The sequence below is a fragment of the Chelatococcus sp. GCM10030263 genome, from assembly GCF_042666455.1.
Taxonomy (GTDB): domain Bacteria; phylum Pseudomonadota; class Alphaproteobacteria; order Rhizobiales; family Beijerinckiaceae; genus Chelatococcus.
In genome coordinates, this window is sequence record NZ_JBHTDB010000009.1 from 624,472 (window position 1) to 641,941 (window position 17,470).

Here is a 17,470-nt window from a genome sequence, read left to right on the forward strand (position 1 = left end):
GAGGATGCAATGACCGACACGGATGCGATCACACCTCCGGGCGCGCCGGGCTGGCAGGCGCGTTGGACCTCGAGCGCCAAGAGCGGCGTCGGCACGGCGCTGACGGCCGCAAGCCGCGTCTGGTTCACCTTGAGCCACGGCATTCTCAACGAGATCTACTATCCGCGCGTCGACACGGCCTGCACGCGCGATTTCGGCCTTATCGTCACCGACGGCAAGGGCTATTTCTCGGAGGAGAAGCGCGAGGCCGATCATGAGATCAGCATGATCGAGGAGGGCGTGCCGGCCTTTCGACTCGTCAATACAGCCCGCGACGGCCGCTATCGCATCGAGAAGGAGATCCTCGCCGATTCTCGCCGCGAGGCGCTCCTGCAGAAGATCACCTTCCAGGCGCTCGAAGGTAATCTCTCTGATTACCGGCTCTATGCGCTGCTTGCGCCGCATCTCGTCAACGCGGGCGCCGACAACACCGCCTGGGTGGGGGATTACAAGGGCACGCCGATGCTCTTTGCGAGCGGCCGGCAGGGCCTGTCCTTGGCTGTCGCATCGTCGGTGCCATGGCGCGCCCGCTCGGTCGGCTATGTCGGAGCGTCCGACGGCTGGCAGCAGCTGTCGCGGACCAAGACCATCGACCCGCGCTACCGCCGCGCCGAGAACGGCAATGTGGCCATGACCGGCGAGATCGATCTGGCCGCCGGCGGCGGCGCATTCCTCCTGGCGCTCGGCTTCGGCGCGAGGCCCGAGGAAGCGGGATACCGGGCGCTCGCCAGCCTGCAGGACGGCTTTGAGCGCGCCCGTCGCGGCTATGTCAGCGGCTGGCGGGCGTGGCAGAGCGGACTTTTGCCGCTCGACCGGCCGGCCTCGAACACCAATCTCAACAGCTATCGTATCAGCACGGCGGTGCTCGCGACGCATCAGCCGCTGTCCTTCCCGGGCGCCGTCATCGCGAGCCTGTCAATTCCGTGGGGGTACAACAAGGGCGACGAGGATCTCGGTGGCTACCATCTCGTCTGGCCGCGCGATCTGGTGGAAACCGCCGGCGGTTTCCTCGCTGCCGGGGCTGTCGAAGAGACGAAGGCCATCCTGAGCTATCTCATGGCCATCCAGGAAGAGGACGGCCACTGGTCGCAGAACGTCTGGCTCGACGGTGCGCCCTACTGGGGCGGCGTACAGATGGACGAATGCGCGTTCCCCATTCTGCTCGCGGACATGCTGCGCCGTGGCGGCCACTGCGGTGGCGCCGAATTCGAGCGCTTCGTGCCCATGATCGAGCGTGCCGCGGGCTATGTCGTGCGCAACGGGCCGGTAACCTGCCAGGACCGCTGGGAGGAGGACGCCGGCTATTCGCCCTTCACGCTGGCGGTGGAGATCGCCGGCTTGCTGGCGGCTGCCGATATCCTCGAGGAAGCGGGCAAGCCCGCCGCCGCCCAATATCTGCGCGAGAAGGCGGACAGCTGGAACGACGAGATCGAGCACTGGACCTTCGCCACCGGCACCGAGCTCGCCGAGCGCCTCGGCATCTCCGGCTATTACGTCCGCATCGCCCCGCCTGAAACGGCTGATGCCGCGTCGCCCACCGACGGCTTCGTGCCGATCAAGAACCGGCCGCCGAGCGACATGAACCAGCAGGCTGCATTGCTCGTCAGCCCGGACGCGCTGGCGCTCGTGCGCTTCGGCCTGAGGGCGCCCGACGATCCGCGGATCGTCGATACCGTCAAGGCGATCGACGCCTTGTTGAAAGCCGATCTGCCGCAAGGTCCGGTCTGGTACCGCTATAACGGCGACGGCTATGGCGAGCACGACGACGGCCGGCCCTTCGACGGCACCGGCGTCGGCCGGCCCTGGCCGCTATTGACGGGCGAACGTGCCCATTACGAACTGGCGCTGGGGCGGCGGGACGTGGCCGAGCAGCTGCTCGCCACCGTCGAAGCTTCGGCCGGGAAAGGTGGCCTCCTTCCCGAGCAGGTCTGGGACGGTCCGGACATGCCGCAGCGTGAGCTCTTTCGCGGGCGCCCCACGGGCAGCGCCATGCCGCTCGTCTGGGCTCATTCCGAACATATCAAGCTCCTGCGCTCGCTGCGTGACGGCGAAATCTTCGACATGCCGCCGCAAACCGTCCAGCGCTACCAGCGTGATGGCGTGACGTCAGCGCTCCGGGTGTGGAGCTTCAACCAGAAGCTGCGCAGCCTCCCGGCGGGGAAGACCTTGCGCATCGAGTTGTCGGCGCCGGCCGTCGTTCACTGGACCATGGACGACTGGGCGACCAGCCACGACAGCCCGACGAGCAAGAACAGCTTCGATATCCACTTCATCGATCTTCCCACGAAGAAAGCGGCGCGTGGCAAATCGATCCGCTTCACGCTGTTCTGGACGGAGCCCGGGCGCTGGGAGGGGACCGACTTCGCCGTCGAGCTCGACGGCAGCACGCCGCTCACGCCACGGCGGGTTCGCAAGGCGCCGCACCGTGTCAGCGGCCGGACGCCGGAGCCGGCCGAGGCGTAAGCGGCGTATGTCGGGCTCCGGGGGCGGCGTTCCGGCCCCGGCCGTCCGGCATGGTATTTGTCAGCGCACGACGGGTTGGCTCCACTCGCCGCGCACCCCATATGACCGGCATCAACGAGCTCACCTCTCAATCCAGCCGAGGCGCCATCGCGGCCGCGGCAGTCTGCCGTTCGGCGAGGCCGAGCTGCCGGGAGAGTTCGTGAGCATTCGGTCCAGGAGGCAATCTTGAGAATTTGGATCGGCGTCATCGTGCTTGCGGTGATCGCCTGGGTCGCATGGCCTTATTACGCCGTGAACGATCTTGTGACAGCCGTGCGCGACGGCGATGTTGCCCGACTCGAACAGCGGGTGGACTGGCCGGCTGTCAAGGCGGGCGTCCGCGAGGACCTGTCCGCGATGGCGATCCGCCGGGGGGACAACCCTGGCGTCGTTCTCGGCCCGCGGCTCATCGACAGCATCATCGACTCGATGGTCACGCCGCAGCGTGTCGTCGAGCTCTTGCGCGGCGAGCGCGGCCTCGGCCAAGGGGAGCCCACGGGTGGCAGGTTCGGCACCGTCGATTGGGGCCGCGTGAATTGGGCCTTTTTCTCCGGCGGCCCGACGTCCTTTCTGGTCGACGTGAATACGAGGGACAGTAGCGGCGGCGACAGCCTCAAGCTTCTGTTCCGCTGGGAGGGCGATTGGAAGCTCCACCGTCTGGTGCTGCCGCCCGATCTGCTGCAATAGCAACGACCGCGGCAGACCCAGCGATCGCCAGGAACAAGCCTCGCCTTGAATTGTTACCTCGATACGGCATAGTTGCGGTCGGAGGTGGCGATGGTCTCGTTGCGTCGTTGGATCATCTTGGGAGTCGGCAGCATCGGGCTTCTCGCCCTGGGCGGCTGCGTCTCCTCGGGCCCGGGTTATTACGGTGCGGGCTATGGTTATGACTATAGCGACAGCGTCTACGTGCCGCCCCCGGTCTATGCTGGCCGGTATTACTACGGGTCGCGCGGCTATTATAGGTCGCGCGGCTATTACGGCTCACGGGGCTACTATGGGTCGCGCGGTTACTACCGGTCGCGCGGCGCCTATGGCGGGCGCAATTACAGCGGTCGCAATTACGGCCAGCGATGGCAGGGTCGCCAGGGCGGCGGTCGCAACTGGGGCGGACGCGGCGGCGGCGGACGCGGGCGCTGAGCGCGGCTCGGAAGCCCCTTCGGCCGTTACGCCGTGGTCAAACCAGGCTGGCGCCGGTGAGGCCACCTGGCCGGCGTTGATGATCAGTGCGCCCGCAGGCTCGCGAGATTGTGGACATGGATGTGGTCGCCGGCAGCGACATCGGCGGTCAACCGGCCGATGACCTCGCCGTATTTGCGAATATCGGAGCCCGCCGGCATGGCGCGCAGGGCGAGCTTGTGACCGAGGGCAAGCGAGGCCTTTGCTCTCAGCGTAAGCCTGCCGCGCGCTCCCGCCACGGTAACCAGTTCGCCGGCCCCGATCGGCCTGATCAGCACGGCGACATCATCCCTTTCATGCAGCACGATCGCCGCAATTCCCGTAGCCGCTTGTGCTTTCATGCAGCACCAGCCCCCTGGGCAGCATGACTGTCTGCGATCTTGACGCGCATCACAACGAGCCCCTGATCCGCGTGGGAACTTCAAGCCCCTCGGCGAGAACCTCGCCCCAGGTAAGCGTGCCCTCGGCGACGTCGAGGAGATGAACAACGAGTCGCTGGGCGGCCTCGGCAGCGCTCTCCTCGCCCGTCAGCACCGAGCTCGCATCGAAATCGATCTGCTCGCGCAGCCGCTGCGCCGTCTCTGCCTGAGCCGTGACTTTGACGGTGGGCGCGAGCTGGCTGGCGAAGCTGTTGCCCGGCCCTGTCGTGAACATCATCATCTGCGCGCCGGCGGCCGCAAAGCCCGTCATGGATTCCGGCGAGAAGGACGGTCCGTCCATCAGATAGAGACCGCGCGCCGATGGCCTTTCGGCGGTCACCAGCAGGCCCTCGATCGGCCGTGAGCCGGTCTTGGCGATGGCGCCGAGCGATTTTTCCTCGATGGTGCTCAGACCGCCGCGGATATTCTCCTCGCCCGGATTGTTCCCGGTGAGACTTTGCCCCGAGGCCGCCGCCATCGCCTCGCGCGCCTCGACCGCCTGGGCGATCTTCGCGCCGAGGCCGGGGTCGCGCGCCCGCCGCGCGAGGAGATGCTCGGCGCCGAGCCATTCCACCGTTTCGCCGACGATGACGGTCGCGCCGCAATGGACGAGGCGGTCCACAGCCGCCCCCACCACCGGATTGCTGGCGATGCCCGACGTTGCATCCGAATGGCCGCATTCGACGCCGATGGTGAGATCGCGGAAGGGTATGGGTTCTCGGCGACATCGCGAGGCCTGGCGCACGAGATGAGCCAGGCGGCGAATGCCCTGATCGAGCACGGCGAGCATATCCTCGCCCCCCTCCGCGAAGGAGACGCTCTCCACCGGTTTGCCGGCTTCCGCGATGCGATCGGCAACCAAGGCAGTCGTCTCGGCGTCAACCCCGACGACAAGGACGGCGGCGACATTGCCGTTCCGACCAAGCCCGACGAGCTGGTTGAGATGAAGCCCGAGGTCGGGTTCGACCAAGCCGCGCCCGCTCGGCGTGGCAACGCAGATGGTGCCAGGGACCGCCTTGGCGATCCGTTCGGTGACGCGCAGGGCGAGCCCGTTGATGCCCAGCACGAGGACGTGATTGCGGATGCCGATGACCGCGCCAGTGCGGCGATAGCCGGAAATCATCGTATCGGAACGGTCGGCGCCCAACGTCGCGTTCACGCTTATCATCTGGCTTCGGCGGCCTTTCGCCAAGGGCTCGACATGCGAGGAGGGGTATGCAGATTTGATCAAAAATGCAAGCGCGAGGTCGAAGGTTAGGTTATTGCTATTCCATTCTGCGGCGAATTTGCTCAAATCTCCAATTGCGAGCGCCATGGGGCGATTTCCGGATATCCAACAGCGACTGCGCGGCGACATCGTTTCAGGCGAGCTCCCGTTTGGTTCTCGCCTGCGTATAGACGAGCTCGCAACGCGTTACGGCGTCAGCCACATGCCCGTGCGCGAGGCCTTGCGCGAGTTGCACGGGGAGGGCCTCGTCATCATCGAGCCGAACCGGGGCGCGCGCGTGCGGCCAGTCCACATTGGTTTCGTCGAGGACCTCTTCGATATCCGGGGCGCCATGGAGACGATGCTGGCGCGGCGGGCCTGCGAACGCCGCACCGAAGGGCACATCAAAAGGCTGGAAGAGGTGGAGGCGGAGCTCGAAGCCTTGGTGGCGACGGGGGATTTTTTCTCGGTGCCTGCCGCCAACCACGACTTCCACGGCGTGATCAACGATGCGGCCGGCAATCCCGGCGCGTTATCGCTGGCCGATCGCCACTGGCTCATCGTCGCGGCGCTCTGGCGGCGCTACGGCTACGACACCGAGCGCTTCCACGTCGTCGTGGACGACCACCGCCAGATCATCCGCGCCATCGAGCGTCGGGACGCGACTTCGGCCACGGTGCTGATGGCCGCGCATATCGAGAAGGCGAAGCACGACTTGCTCGCGCGGATCGCCGCTGATCCGAAACCCGATATCCTGAGGGAGTGATCCATGCATTTCCTGCAACGCGATGCCGACCTTCGCGTCGTCGCCCGGATCGGTGACGTCCTCGGCGAGTCTCCGACGTGGGTTGGCTCCACCGAGCATCTCTACTGGGTCGACCTGCGCCGTCCCGCCCTTCGCCGCCTCGATCCTTCCGGCCGGGTCGAGACTTGGCCCATGCCCGAGGTGGCGGCGGCGGTGGTTCCGCGGCGCAGCGGCGGCGTGGTCTTGGCGTTGAAGACCGGCCTCCACGCCTTCGATCCGGAGAACGGGGCCCTGACATTCCTCGCGACGGTGGAGGAGGGGCAGCCGGAGAACCGTCTCAACGACGCCAAATGCGATGCCGCCGGCCGCCTCTGGTGCGGCAGCATGTGGGACTACGGCCTGGAAACCACCGGCAGTCTCTACCGCATCGATGCGGAGCGGCGGGTGACGCGCATGCGGGACGGCGTGACGGTGCCGAATGCCATCGCCTTCTCGCCTGACGGCCGGACGCTCTATTTCGCCGATACGCGGCGCGGCGCGATCGAGCGGACTGATTTCGATCCGGCCACCGGCGAGATCGGGCCCTGGCGTGTCTTTGCTCCAGCCGATGCAGCCCCCGGTCGGCCGGATGGCGCGACGGTGGATGCCGAGGGCTTCCTCTGGAATGCCCGCTATGGCGGCGGCTGCCTCGCCCGTTTCGCGCCGGATGGTCGCCTCGACCGCATCGTGCAGCTGCCGGTCACGCAGCCGACATCCTGCGCCTTCGGCGGACCGGGACTTGCGACGCTCTTCGTCACCACGGCAACGCAGAGGCTCGATGCCTATGCGCTGCAGCAGCAACCGCTGGCCGGCAGCTTGCTGGCGGTCGATGTCGGTGTGGCGGGACTGCCCGAACCAGCCTTCGCCGGATGAGGCGCCTGGGCGCTCAATCCTTCAAAACAGGCCCGGTCGTGCTTTTCTGTAGGAAGGCGAAGTCGCAGCCGTCCTCGGCCTGCGTCACCTGCTCCAGATAGAGCTTGAGGTAACCGCGGTCGGAGCCGGGATGCGTCGCGGGCTTCCATTCCGCCTTGCGCCGCGCGAGCTCGGCCTCGTCGACGAGCAGATCGAGCCGGCCCTCCGCCACGTCGAGACTGATCCGATCGCCCGTGCGCACCAGGCCGATCGGCCCGCCGACGGCGGCCTCCGGGCTCGCATGCAGCACGATGGTGCCGAAGGCTGTGCCGCTCATGCGCGCATCCGAGATCCGCACCATGTCCTTGATCCCCTGCGCGGCGAGCTTTCTGGGGATGGGCAGATAGCCGGCTTCCGGCATGCCGGGGGCGCCCTTCGGTCCGGCGTTCTGCAGCACGAGAATGTCGTCCGGCGTGACGTCGAGATCGGGATCGTCGACACGCTCGGCAAGATCTTGCAACGACGTGAACACGACCGCCCGGCCGGTGTGCTGCAGGAGGGCAGGGGTCGCCGCCGACTGCTTGATGACAGCCCCGGCCGGCGCGAGATTGCCCTTCAGCATCCGCAGGCCCCCGCCCTTGTGGATCGGGTTCGAGACCGGCCGCACTACGTCCTGCGGCCAGGGGGCCGGGGCGGCAGCGATAGTCTCGGCGAGGGTCTTGCCGGTGACCGTGAGGCAGTCGGTATCGAGGAAATCCTCGATCTCACGCAGGATCGGGGCGAGCCCGCCCGCCTTCTCCAAATCCTCCATATAGTGCTGGCCGGAGGGCTTGAGGTCGACCAGCACGGGGATCTCCCGGCCCATGCGGTCGAAGGCGTCGAAATCGAGCGTCACGCCGACACGTCCCGCGATGGCCGCGAGATGCACGAGGCCGTTCGTGGAGCCCCCGACCGCCTGCAAGACCCGTAGGGCATTGGCGAGCGAGCGCTCGGTGATGATCTGGCTCGGCCGCAGGTTCTCGCGGGCGAGCGCGACAGCGCGCGCGCCGGTCGTCTCGGCATGGCGCAGCCGGTCGGCGGAGACGGCCGGAATGGCCGCGCCGCCCGGCAGCATCATGCCCATGGCCTCGGCGACGAGCGCCATGGTGCTCGCCGTGCCCATCACCATGCAGGTGCCGGGCCCTGGCGCGAGGCGCCCGCTGATAGCCTCGATCTCGCTCTCGCTGATGGCGCCGGCGCGATGCTGCCCCCAGAGCCGGCGGCAATCGGTGCAGGCACCGAGCCGCTCGCCCTCGTAGTGGCCGGTGATCATCGGCCCGGTGACGGTCAGGATCGCCGGGACGTCGGCGCTCGCCGCGCCCATCAGAAGCGCCGGCACCGTCTTGTCGCAGCCGCCGATGAGCACCACCGCATCCATCGGCTGGGCGCGGATCATCTCCTCCGCATCCATGGCCATGAGATTGCGCAGGAACATGGAGGTCGGATGCGAGAAGGATTCGGCCACGGAGACGATGGGAAACTCGATCGGCAGGCCGCCCGCCAGCATGACGCCACGCTTGATGGCCTCGATCATGTCCGGCACGTTCTTGTGGCAGGCATTGTAGCCGGAGAAGGTATTGGTGATGCCGACGATAGTGCGGTCGAGCGCATCGTCCGAATAGCCCATCGCCTTGATGAAGGCCTTGCGCAGGAAGAGCGAAAAGCCCGCATCGCCGTAGCCGGCGAGGCCTTTGCGCATGCCGCCGTTGCGCGTACTACCCGTGTCGTCCGACATGCCGAGGACCCTTGTTGCAAATGCGGCCCACCATAGACGCAGCCGGCGCTCCGATCCAAGCCGCTGGGCGGTTTGGTCGCGGCGGGGGAGGTCAGTCGGCCTCGAGCAGCTTGCGAATCTTGGCGGCGAGCGCCTCGTATGTGAAAGGCTTGGCCAGGAGCTCGACGTCGGGGTCGAGCCGGCCGTGATGCACGATGGCGTTGCGCGCATAGCCGGTCGTGAAGAGCACCTTGAGCTCGGGACGCCGCGTTCGTGCGGCATCGGCGAGCTCGCGGCCGTTCATGCCCTCCGGCAGCACCACATCGGTGAAGAGGAGGTCGACGGGCTCGGCGTCGAGCGCGGCGAGCGCCTGCGGTCCGGTTGTCGCCTCGATGACGCGATAGCCCAGCTCGCGCAGGGCCTCGGTTGCAAAGGCGCGCACGTGGTCGTCGTCCTCGACGAGGAGGATGGTCTCGTTCGCCCCGCGATGGGCCGGCACGGGCGCTGCGGCGGTGGCCTCGGCCCTGTCCGCGACGCCATGAAGCCGCGGCAGATAAATCTTCACCGTCGTGCCCTGGCCCAGCTCGCTGTAGATCCGGACATGACCGCCGGACTGGCGCACGAAGCCGTAGACCTGGCTGAGGCCGAGCCCCGTCCCCTTGCCGGCCGGCTTCGTCGTGAAGAAGGGCTCGAAGACGCGCGTCATCGTCTCCGGATCCATGCCGGTGCCACTGTCGGAGACGGCAATCAGCACATATTGCCCGGGCGGCACGGGCTCGGGAATGCCCTCGACATAGGCTTCGTCGAGGAAGGCATTGGCCGTTTCGATGGTGAGCCTGCCACCGTTCGGCATGGCATCGCGTGCATTGACCGCCAGATTGAGCAGCGCATTCTCGAGCTCGTTCGGGTCGGCTTGCGTGCGCCAGAGGCCGGCCGCCTCCACCACTTCGAGCGCGACCGGCTCGCCCAGGGTGCGCTTGAGGATCGCGGCAAGATCCGCCACCAGCCGGTTGGCGTCGATGGGCTTCGGATCGAGCGGCTGCCTGCGTGAAAAGGCGAGCAGCCGGGCGGTGAGGGTGGCCGCACGCTGGGCGCCCTGCATCGCGAGCTCGCGAGCGCGCCCGATGCGCGCGAGGTCCGGGCCGTCGGTGGCTTTGGCGAGCTGCCGGCCGATGGTGTCGAGCCCGCCCATCACGACCGTCAGCAGATTGTTGAAGTCGTGCGCCACGCCACCGGTGAGCTGCCCGATCGCCTCCATCTTCTGCGCCTGGCGCAGCGCATCCTCGGCCTTGATGCGCTGGTCCACCTCGGCGGCGACACGCTCCTCGAGATGCGCGTTGAGCGCGGCGAGCTCTTCATTGGCGGCGAGCGCCGCCTGGCGGGCGGCGAGCAGTTCGCGCTCGTAGCGGCGCCGGTCCGTGGCATTGAACACGGTGATGCGGATGAAGAGGAGGCCGCCGTTCTCGTCTCGACGCTCCTGGGCATTGACCAGAACCGGGACGCGTTGTCCGTCGGCAGCGACGAGATCGAGCGCCACCTCGTTGAAGAAGCCCTGCATGCGCAGGAGCGGCGCGAAATGCGTGTCGTAATAGATCTTGCCGGCGATGTTCAGGAGGTCCTGGAAACGCCGGCCGATCAACGCCTCGGGCTCATGTCCGAGCCAGTGCGCCAAGGTGCGGTTGACCTTGCAGATGCGCCCATCCGGCTGCGCCGAGAGATAGCCGCAGGGCGCATTCTCATAGAGGTCCTCATAGTCCTCAGCGCGTTGCACCGTGTCCGGCGCGGGTGGAGACGGCCGGTCCGTCACGACAGATGCTGCTCCACGAGAAACCGCTCGATCGCCGCGATCGTCTCCTCGGGCGCGCTGAGGTTCGGGCAATGGCCCGTGGCGCGCATCTGCACGAAGGCGCTGTTCGGAAGGGCTCGATGGACATATTCCCCCACCGCCTGCGGCGCGATCACGTCTTCCGCACATTGCAAGATAAGGGCAGGGGTCCTGAGCCTGGCGAGATCGGCGCGATTGTCCGAGAGGAAGGTGGTACGGGCGAAATGCTTGGCGATCTCGGGATCGGTCATGCAGAAGCTGTTGGTCAACTCATCGCCGAGCTCCGGCCGGTCGGGATTGCCCATGATCACCGGCGCCATGGCCGCCGACCAGCCCATATGGTTGCTGTCAAGGAATTCGAGCAGCTCGTCGAGCTCGGCGCGGCTGAAACCGCCGACATAATCGCCGTCATTGACGTAGCAGGGCGAGGGGCCGATGAGCACGAGCGCATCGAACAGCTCGGGCGCCTGGATGGCGGCGAGCACGCCGATCATCGCGCTGACGGAATGCCCGACGAAGATGCCGCCGCGCATGTCGACCACGCGGCCAATCTCGATCACATCCGTCGCATAGCCGCTGAGGCAGCCGTATTTCTCGCGCGAATAGGCGGAAAGATCGGAGCCGCCGGCTCCGACATGGTCGAACAGAACGATACGAAAACGGTCCTCGAAGGCGGGGACCAGGAAGCGCCACATATTCTGGTCACAGCCGAAGCCGTGGGCAAACATCATGGTCCGCTCACCCGCACCGCGAGTAATGACATTGTTGCGTCTTTCGATAGTCAACGGTGTTCCTCGCTGGCGGCGAGGCGCCGACGGGGCGCCTCCCAGCTACTGAAATAGGTGAAGGTCGCGGCACGCCCAGAGGCTCGCGCGAGGAAGGCGGCGAACCGGTCGTTATTCCGTCCACCCGGCCGGGCTGCGGCGCGGAAGCGCAGGCCGGCATCCAAGGACAAGCCCTCGCTTGCTCGGCAGCATGGCGCGCTCTAGAACAAATAGAGAACAGAAGAGCTCCCCCAGGAATGGAGTCCCCCCTTGGCGCTCAGCCTCCTTCAAAAGCTCGATATTCTCGCGGATGCCGCGAAATATGATGCTTCCTGCGTATCCTCGGGCGGCGAGAAGCGGAAGGCCGGGAGCGGTATCGGCTCGGTAACAGGGCAGGGCATTTGCCACGCCTTCACCCCGGACGGGCGCTGCGTCTCGCTTTTGAAAATCCTGCTCACCAATTTCTGCCGCTACGACTGCATTTATTGCGTCAGCCGCCGGTCGAGCGACGTGCCGCGGGCGCGCTTCGCCGTCGAGGAGGTGGTCAAGCTCACGCTCGACCTTTATCGCCGCAACTGCATCGAGGGACTGTTTCTGTCCTCCGGCATCGCCCGCTCCGCCGACGAGACGATGGCCGACCTCGTGCGCGTCGCCAAGGCGCTTCGCCAGGAGCACGGCTTCCAGGGCTACATTCACCTGAAGACCATTCCCGGTGCGAGCGCCGAGCTTCTCGCCGAGGCGGGGCTTTATGCCGACCGCCTGTCTATGAATGTCGAGCTGCCGGCCGAGGCGGCGCTCGCCGATCTCGCGCCGGAGAAGTCCGCGACCGAGATCAAGCGCGGGCTGGCCCGCACCCGGGTGCATATTGAGGCCTCCGCCGAGCGCACGCGAGGCAGGGCACGTCCGCCGCGCTATGCGCCGGCCGGGCAGAGCACGCAGATGGTGGTTGGCGCCGATCCGTCGTCCGATCGCGACATCCTGCGCTCCAGCGCACAGCTTTATGCCTCCTATGGCTTACAGCGGGTCTATTACTCCGCCTTCAGCCCGACCGGACATGCCTCCGCGCGCCTGCCGGGCAAGGCGGCGCCGCTGATGCGCGAGCATCGGCTCTATCAGGCCGACTGGCTGATGCGCTTCTACGGCTTTGAGCTGCCCGAGCTCGAAAGCGCCTTGCCCGACGGCATGCTCGATCTCGCCATCGACCCGAAGCTCGCCTGGGCGCTCGCCCATCGCGACTTCTTCCCCGTCGACGTCAACCGCGCGAGCCGCGAGCAGCTGTTGCGCGTGCCCGGCCTTGGCGTCCGGGCGGTCGACCGGATCATCGCCGCGCGCCGGCACGGGGCCTTGAGATTGGCCGACATCGGCCGGCTCACCGCCTCGCTCGGCCGCGTGCGCCCCTTCATCGCGGCGCCCGACTGGCGGCCGCGCGCGCTGCTCGACGACGCCGGTCTGCAGCAACGGCTCGCGCCGAAGCCGCAGCAGCTGATGCTGGAGCTCGGCTGATGCGCACCGTTGCCCTGCCTGAGGACTGCGACGAAGCCGCCTTCCGCGCCGCGGCCCGCTATTGCCTGGCGGAGCGTCTCGCGCCCGACGAACTCGTCTTTGTCACGGAGGAGGCCGGTGCTTTATTCGAGGCCGTCACGCCGGCCGATGCGCCGCCCGTCCCGGTGCCGCGCTCCTTCGCCAAGCTTGTGCCCGACGTCCTCTGCCACAGTGCGGGGGATCGCTTCGCGCTGCTCTACGGGCTGCTCTGGCGCATCCAAGCCGGTGAGCGCGACCTGATGGAGCGGCCGACCGACCCCGCGGTGGAACAGGTGACGCGCTACGCAAAAGCCGTGACGCGCGACACCTACCGCATGCACGCTTTCCTGCGCTTCACCGAGCGCCTCGTCGACGGGAAGCCGATCTTCGTCGCCTGGTTCGAGCCGCTGCATCACGTGCTGCGGCGTGCCGTGCCCTTCTTCGTCGACCGCTTCCGCAACATGGACTGGCTGATCGCGACCCCGAAGGGCACGGCGGCCTGGAACGGCGGCGTGCTCACCTTCGGCCCGCCCGCCACCCGCCCCGCCGAGGGGAGCGACGCCGTCCTCGACGAGCTCTGGACGGCCTATTACCGCGCCACCTTCAACCCGGCCCGCCTCAGGGTGAAGGCGATGCGCGCGCAGATGCCGAAACGCCATTGGCCGACCATGCCGGAAACGGCGTTCGTTCCCGGACTGGTGCAGAGCGCCGGGCGCGTCGTCGATGAGATGGAGCAGCGTGCGCCGGACAAGCCGCCGCGCTTTGCTGCGGCGCTCGCGCAGCGGCCCCCCGTCGCGCAGGCGGCCCCGGCCACGCCGCTCGATGCGCTCCGCCGGGAGGCGGAGGGTTGCACGCTATGTCCGCTGCACGGCCCGGCCACTCAGACCGTATTCGGGGAGGGGCCGGCGGATGCCGGCATCGTCTTCATCGGCGAGCAGCCGGGGGATCAGGAGGATCTCGAAGGCAGGCCCTTCGTCGGTCCGGCCGGGCAGGTGTTCGACCGCGCTTTGGCGCAGGCCGGCATCGACCGCAGCCGCGTCTATGTCACCAATGCGGTCAAGCATTTCAAATTCCTGCCGCGCGGCAAGCGGCGCATCCACCAGAAGCCCGGCACGTCGGAAATCCGTACCTGTCGATTTTGGCTCACGCGTGAATTGGCGGCTCTCAGGCCGAAGCTCGTGGTGGCGCTGGGGGCGACCGCCATGCAGGGCCTCACCGGCCGGGCGGTCGCCGTGACCAAGGAGCGTGGCCGCATCATCGAGGCGGACGGCCTTTCCGTGCTCGTGACCGTCCATCCCTCCTATCTGCTCAGGTTGCCGGACGCCGACCTTGCCGAGGCGGAGTTCGCCCGTTTCGTCCGGGATCTCGCCCTCGCGAAGCCGTGGTGCGAGGAAAACGCCGCTTAACGCCACCACTGAAGAGCGCGGCAATGCCTCGCCCCCGAAAATTAATGCCCTTGGGAACTTTGCCTTTTGTCATATGTTATTGACAGCTAATAACGGGCTGTTGGGCGGGGCCCGTTGGGGGTGCGATGGAGAACGTGGACCGGTTTGAAGCGTCGCAGAGTGACGAAGGCCGCTATCGCCTGCTCGTGGACGCAATCACCGATTATGCGATCTACATGCTCGACCCGACCGGGCTGATCACCAGCTGGAATTCTGGTGCTCAACGGTTCAAGGGCTACGAAGCCTATGAAATCATCGGCGAGCATTTCTCCAGGTTCTACACCGAGGAGGAGAAGGCGGCCGGTATTCCTCAGCTTGCGCTGAAGGTCGCGGCCGAGGAAGGTCGGTTCGAGCGCGAGGGCTGGCGCGTCCGCAAGGACGGCACCCGCTTCTGGGCGCATGTGGTCATCGATCCCATCCGTCAGCCCTCCGGCAAGCTCGTCGGCTATGCCAAGATCACCCGCGACCTGACGGAGCGCCGGGCGGCCGAGGAAGCGTTGCGCCAGAGCGAGCGGCAGTTCAGGCTGCTCGTGCAGGGCGTCACCGACTATGCCATCTACATGCTCGATCGCGAGGGCCGCATCTCCAACTGGAATGCCGGCGCCCAGCGCATCAAGGGCTATCTCCCGGACGAGGTCATCGGCGAGCATTTCTCCAAGTTCTACACCGATGAAGACCGCGAGGCGGGCATTCCCTTCACGGGGCTGGAGACCGCGGCGCGCGAGGGGCGCTGGGAAAAGGAGGGCTGGCGGGTCCGCAAGGACGGCAGCCGCTTCTGGGCTCATGTCATCATCGATGCCATCCGCGACGATAGCGGCGAAGTCATCGGCTTCGCCAAGGTTACCCGCGACATCACCGAACGCATGCAGGCGCAGCGGGCTCTGGATGCAGCACGCGAGGCCCTGTTCCAGTCGCAGAAGATGGACGCCATCGGCCAACTCACCGGCGGCATCGCGCATGATTTCAACAATCTGCTCATGGCGGTCCTCGGCAGCCTGGAACTCGTGCGCAAGCGCCTGCCCTATGACCCCCGCATCACGCCGCTGCTGGACAACGCCATGCAGGGCGCCCAGCGCGGAGCGACGCTGACCCAGCGGATGCTCGCCTTCGCCCGCCGCCAGGAGCTCAAGCTGGAGGCCGTCGATCTCGCTTCGCTCGTGCGCGGCATGATGGCTTTCCTGCAACGGACGATCGGCCCGACCATCGAGATCGAGGCGCGCTTTTCGGCGTCCCTGCCGCGTGCCCATACGGATCCCAACCAACTTGAGACGGCGCTGCTGAACCTCGTGGTGAACGCCCGCGACGCTATGCCGGAGGGTGGCACGATCAGGATCTCCGCGCGCCACGAGACGATCGGCTCGACAAGCCTGCCCTTGCGCGAAGGAGAGTATGTCTGTTTGCAGGTTGCCGACACCGGCGAGGGCATGGATAAGGAGACCCTGCAGCGCGCGACCGAGCCCTTCTTCACCACCAAGGGGGTCGGCAAGGGCACGGGGCTGGGGCTGCCGATGGTCCATGGCCTGGCCGCGCAGTCCGGCGGGCGCCTCGATATCCACAGCCGCAAGGGCGAGGGTACGACGATCGAACTTTGGCTGCCGATTGCGCCGGCTGACCAGGTCGCGGCCGGGCCGAGCAGCGAACCAGCTGTCGCGCCGGGCCCAGACGTGCAACCGCTGGAGATCCTGGTGGTCGACGACGACGGCCTCGTCCTCATGAATACGGCAGCCATGCTGGAGGACCTCGGCCATGTGGTGCTCCAGGCGACGTCGGGTCGGCAGGCTCTGGAAGAGTTCGAGCGCCATCCCGACATCGACCTCGTGATTACTGATCAAGCCATGCCGCATATGACCGGGCTTCAGCTCATCGAGGCGATGCGCTCGGTCAGGCCGGATCTCCCCGTCATAGTCGCCACCGGCTACGCCGAGATGCCGCCATTGCCCGGCCCAGCGCTTCCGCGCTTGGCAAAGCCCTTCTCGCAGGAGGACCTGGCGCGTTCCGTCACCGCGGTCGTGGAGGCGAATTCCGCGACGCGTCGAGAGCGTGATTGACAGCGTGAAGGCCTGAAGCGCAGTTCCCGGATTGATTGCGCGAGGCCGGCCGCCTATGAGGGCGCTGGCGTCCCGGCCAACGGCTCTCTTTCCGGCAGATGGTGCATGTCGTCCGATCATTTCGTCCTGACGCTCTCCTGCCCGAACCGCCCCGGAATCGTGGCGGCGGTCTCGACCCATCTCTTCGAGAGCGGTTGCAACATCCTGGGCGCCAATCAGTTCGACGACACCGAAACCGGGCGTTTCTTCATGCGGGTCGTCTTCAACTTCGTCGAGCGGGGCGAGATGCAGGCCGTCCGCGGCGGCTTCGAGAGGATCGCCGCCGCCTATGCCATGCAATGGTCCCTGCGCAGCCGCACGGAGCGGCAGCGGGTGCTGCTGCTCGCCTCCAAATTCGACCATTGCCTGGCCGATCTCCTCTATCGCTGGCGGATCGGCGAATTGCCGATGGATCTCGTCGGCATCGTCTCCAACCATGCGCGGGACAGCTATACCCATCTCGATTTCGACGGGGTGCCCTTCCACCATCTGCCCGTGACCCGGGAGACGAAGCTCGAGCAGGAAGCTGCGCTTTGGGGCGTCATCCAGTCCGCCAGGGCCGATCTCGTCGTGCTCGCCCGCTACATGCAGGTGCTGTCCGATGGGCTCGCCGCCAAGCTCACCGGGCGTTGCATCAATATCCACCATTCCTTCCTGCCCGGCTTCAAGGGCGCGCGGCCCTATCACCAGGCCCATCAGCGCGGCGTGAAGCTGATCGGCGCCACCGCCCATTACGTCACGGCGGACCTGGACGAAGGCCCCATCATCGAGCAGGACGTGGAACGCATCAGCCACGACGACCGGCCGGAGGACCTCGTGCGCAAGGGGCGTGATATCGAGCGTCGGGTCCTGGCGCGAGCCATCGCCTGGCATCTCGACGGCCGCGTGCTCCTCAACGGTTCGAAGACCGTGGTCTTCCGGGATTGAACCTGCCGGATCTTGAAATCGGCTTGCCCTCGGCTTAGCTGAACCTCGCGGGCCGGGCCCCTCTGGCAGTCACGCGCGTGGCTGTGATGTCGGACCGCATCGAGCATGCTCGGTGCTGGTACTGCCAAGGCCGATCGGCACTCCGAGCTTGTCGCAACTTGTCTCA

14 protein-coding genes are annotated in these 17,470 nt (G+C 66.9%); 9 read left to right on the forward strand and 5 right to left on the reverse strand.

The window, feature by feature from the left end; genetic code table 11:
- The first annotated feature begins 9 nt into the window (after positions 1-9).
- The 3 genes from ACFQU1_RS21790 (at position 10) to ACFQU1_RS21800 (ending at position 3,681) form a co-directional block, all read left to right on the forward strand.
- Positions 10-2,502, forward strand: a complete 2,493-nt coding sequence (locus tag ACFQU1_RS21790; protein WP_378136626.1) for a glucan 1,4-alpha-glucosidase — start codon at positions 10-12, stop codon at positions 2,500-2,502.
- 225 nt (positions 2,503-2,727) lie between these two features.
- A complete protein-coding gene (locus ACFQU1_RS21795) occupies positions 2,728-3,228 on the forward strand; it encodes a DUF2939 domain-containing protein (RefSeq protein ID WP_378136628.1) in 501 nt (166 codons plus the stop codon).
- A gap of 90 nt (positions 3,229-3,318) precedes the next feature.
- Entirely contained in the window at positions 3,319-3,681 is a 363-nt protein-coding gene (locus ACFQU1_RS21800; protein ID WP_378136630.1) for a hypothetical protein, read from the forward strand.
- Between the two features lie 83 nt (positions 3,682-3,764).
- Here the strand turns inward: ACFQU1_RS21800 and ACFQU1_RS21805 are convergent, their stop codons facing one another.
- Positions 3,765-4,061, reverse strand: a complete 297-nt coding sequence (locus tag ACFQU1_RS21805; RefSeq protein ID WP_378136632.1) for a UxaA family hydrolase — start codon at positions 4,059-4,061, stop codon at positions 3,765-3,767.
- 49 nt (positions 4,062-4,110) lie between these two features.
- Positions 4,111-5,298 (reverse strand): UxaA family hydrolase, encoded by a 1,188-nt coding sequence (locus ACFQU1_RS21810; protein WP_378136634.1) that lies wholly within the window; start codon positions 5,296-5,298, stop codon positions 4,111-4,113.
- Positions 5,299-5,452: 154 nt separating this feature from the next.
- On the opposite strand from ACFQU1_RS21810, the gene ACFQU1_RS21815 reads away from it, so the two are divergent.
- Positions 5,453-6,112, forward strand: coding sequence for a GntR family transcriptional regulator (locus ACFQU1_RS21815; RefSeq protein ID WP_378136636.1), 660 nt, complete (start codon positions 5,453-5,455; stop codon positions 6,110-6,112).
- 3 nt (positions 6,113-6,115) lie between these two features.
- Positions 6,116-7,003, forward strand: coding sequence for an SMP-30/gluconolactonase/LRE family protein (locus ACFQU1_RS21820; protein ID WP_378136638.1), 888 nt, complete (start codon positions 6,116-6,118; stop codon positions 7,001-7,003).
- Between the two features lie 13 nt (positions 7,004-7,016).
- Here ACFQU1_RS21820 and ACFQU1_RS21825 read toward each other — a convergent pair whose 3' ends face one another.
- The 3 genes from ACFQU1_RS21825 to ACFQU1_RS21835 form a co-directional block, all read right to left on the reverse strand.
- Positions 7,017-8,756: an IlvD/Edd family dehydratase gene (locus ACFQU1_RS21825; protein WP_378136640.1), complete on the reverse strand. Its 1,740-nt coding sequence runs from the start codon at positions 8,754-8,756 to the stop codon at positions 7,017-7,019.
- Between the two features lie 91 nt (positions 8,757-8,847).
- Positions 8,848-10,542, reverse strand: coding sequence for an ATP-binding protein (locus ACFQU1_RS21830; protein WP_378136642.1), 1,695 nt, complete (start codon positions 10,540-10,542; stop codon positions 8,848-8,850).
- Positions 10,539-11,345 carry an alpha/beta fold hydrolase gene (locus ACFQU1_RS21835; RefSeq protein ID WP_378136644.1) on the reverse strand — a complete coding sequence of 269 codons (807 nt, stop codon included), beginning with the start codon at positions 11,343-11,345 and terminating at the stop codon, positions 10,539-10,541. Before ACFQU1_RS21835 ends, ACFQU1_RS21830 begins: the two co-directional genes overlap by 4 nt.
- A gap of 249 nt (positions 11,346-11,594) precedes the next feature.
- Here ACFQU1_RS21835 and ACFQU1_RS21840 point away from each other — a divergent pair, with 249 nt between their 5' ends.
- The 4 genes from ACFQU1_RS21840 (at position 11,595) to purU (ending at position 17,304) form a co-directional block, all read left to right on the forward strand.
- A complete protein-coding gene (locus ACFQU1_RS21840; RefSeq protein ID WP_378136646.1) occupies positions 11,595-12,827 on the forward strand; it encodes a putative DNA modification/repair radical SAM protein in 1,233 nt (410 codons plus the stop codon).
- Positions 12,827-14,251, forward strand: a complete 1,425-nt coding sequence (locus ACFQU1_RS21845) for a UdgX family uracil-DNA binding protein (protein WP_378136648.1) — start codon at positions 12,827-12,829, stop codon at positions 14,249-14,251. Before ACFQU1_RS21840 ends, ACFQU1_RS21845 begins: the two co-directional genes overlap by 1 nt.
- 125 nt (positions 14,252-14,376) lie before the next feature.
- Complete coding sequence (locus tag ACFQU1_RS21850; protein ID WP_378136650.1) at positions 14,377-16,338, forward strand: PAS domain S-box protein; 1,962 nt, start codon at positions 14,377-14,379, stop codon at positions 16,336-16,338.
- 105 nt (positions 16,339-16,443) lie between these two features.
- Positions 16,444-17,304, forward strand: coding sequence for a formyltetrahydrofolate deformylase (purU, locus tag ACFQU1_RS21855; protein WP_378136652.1), 861 nt, complete (start codon positions 16,444-16,446; stop codon positions 17,302-17,304).
- Positions 17,305-17,470: the final 166 nt, after the last annotated feature.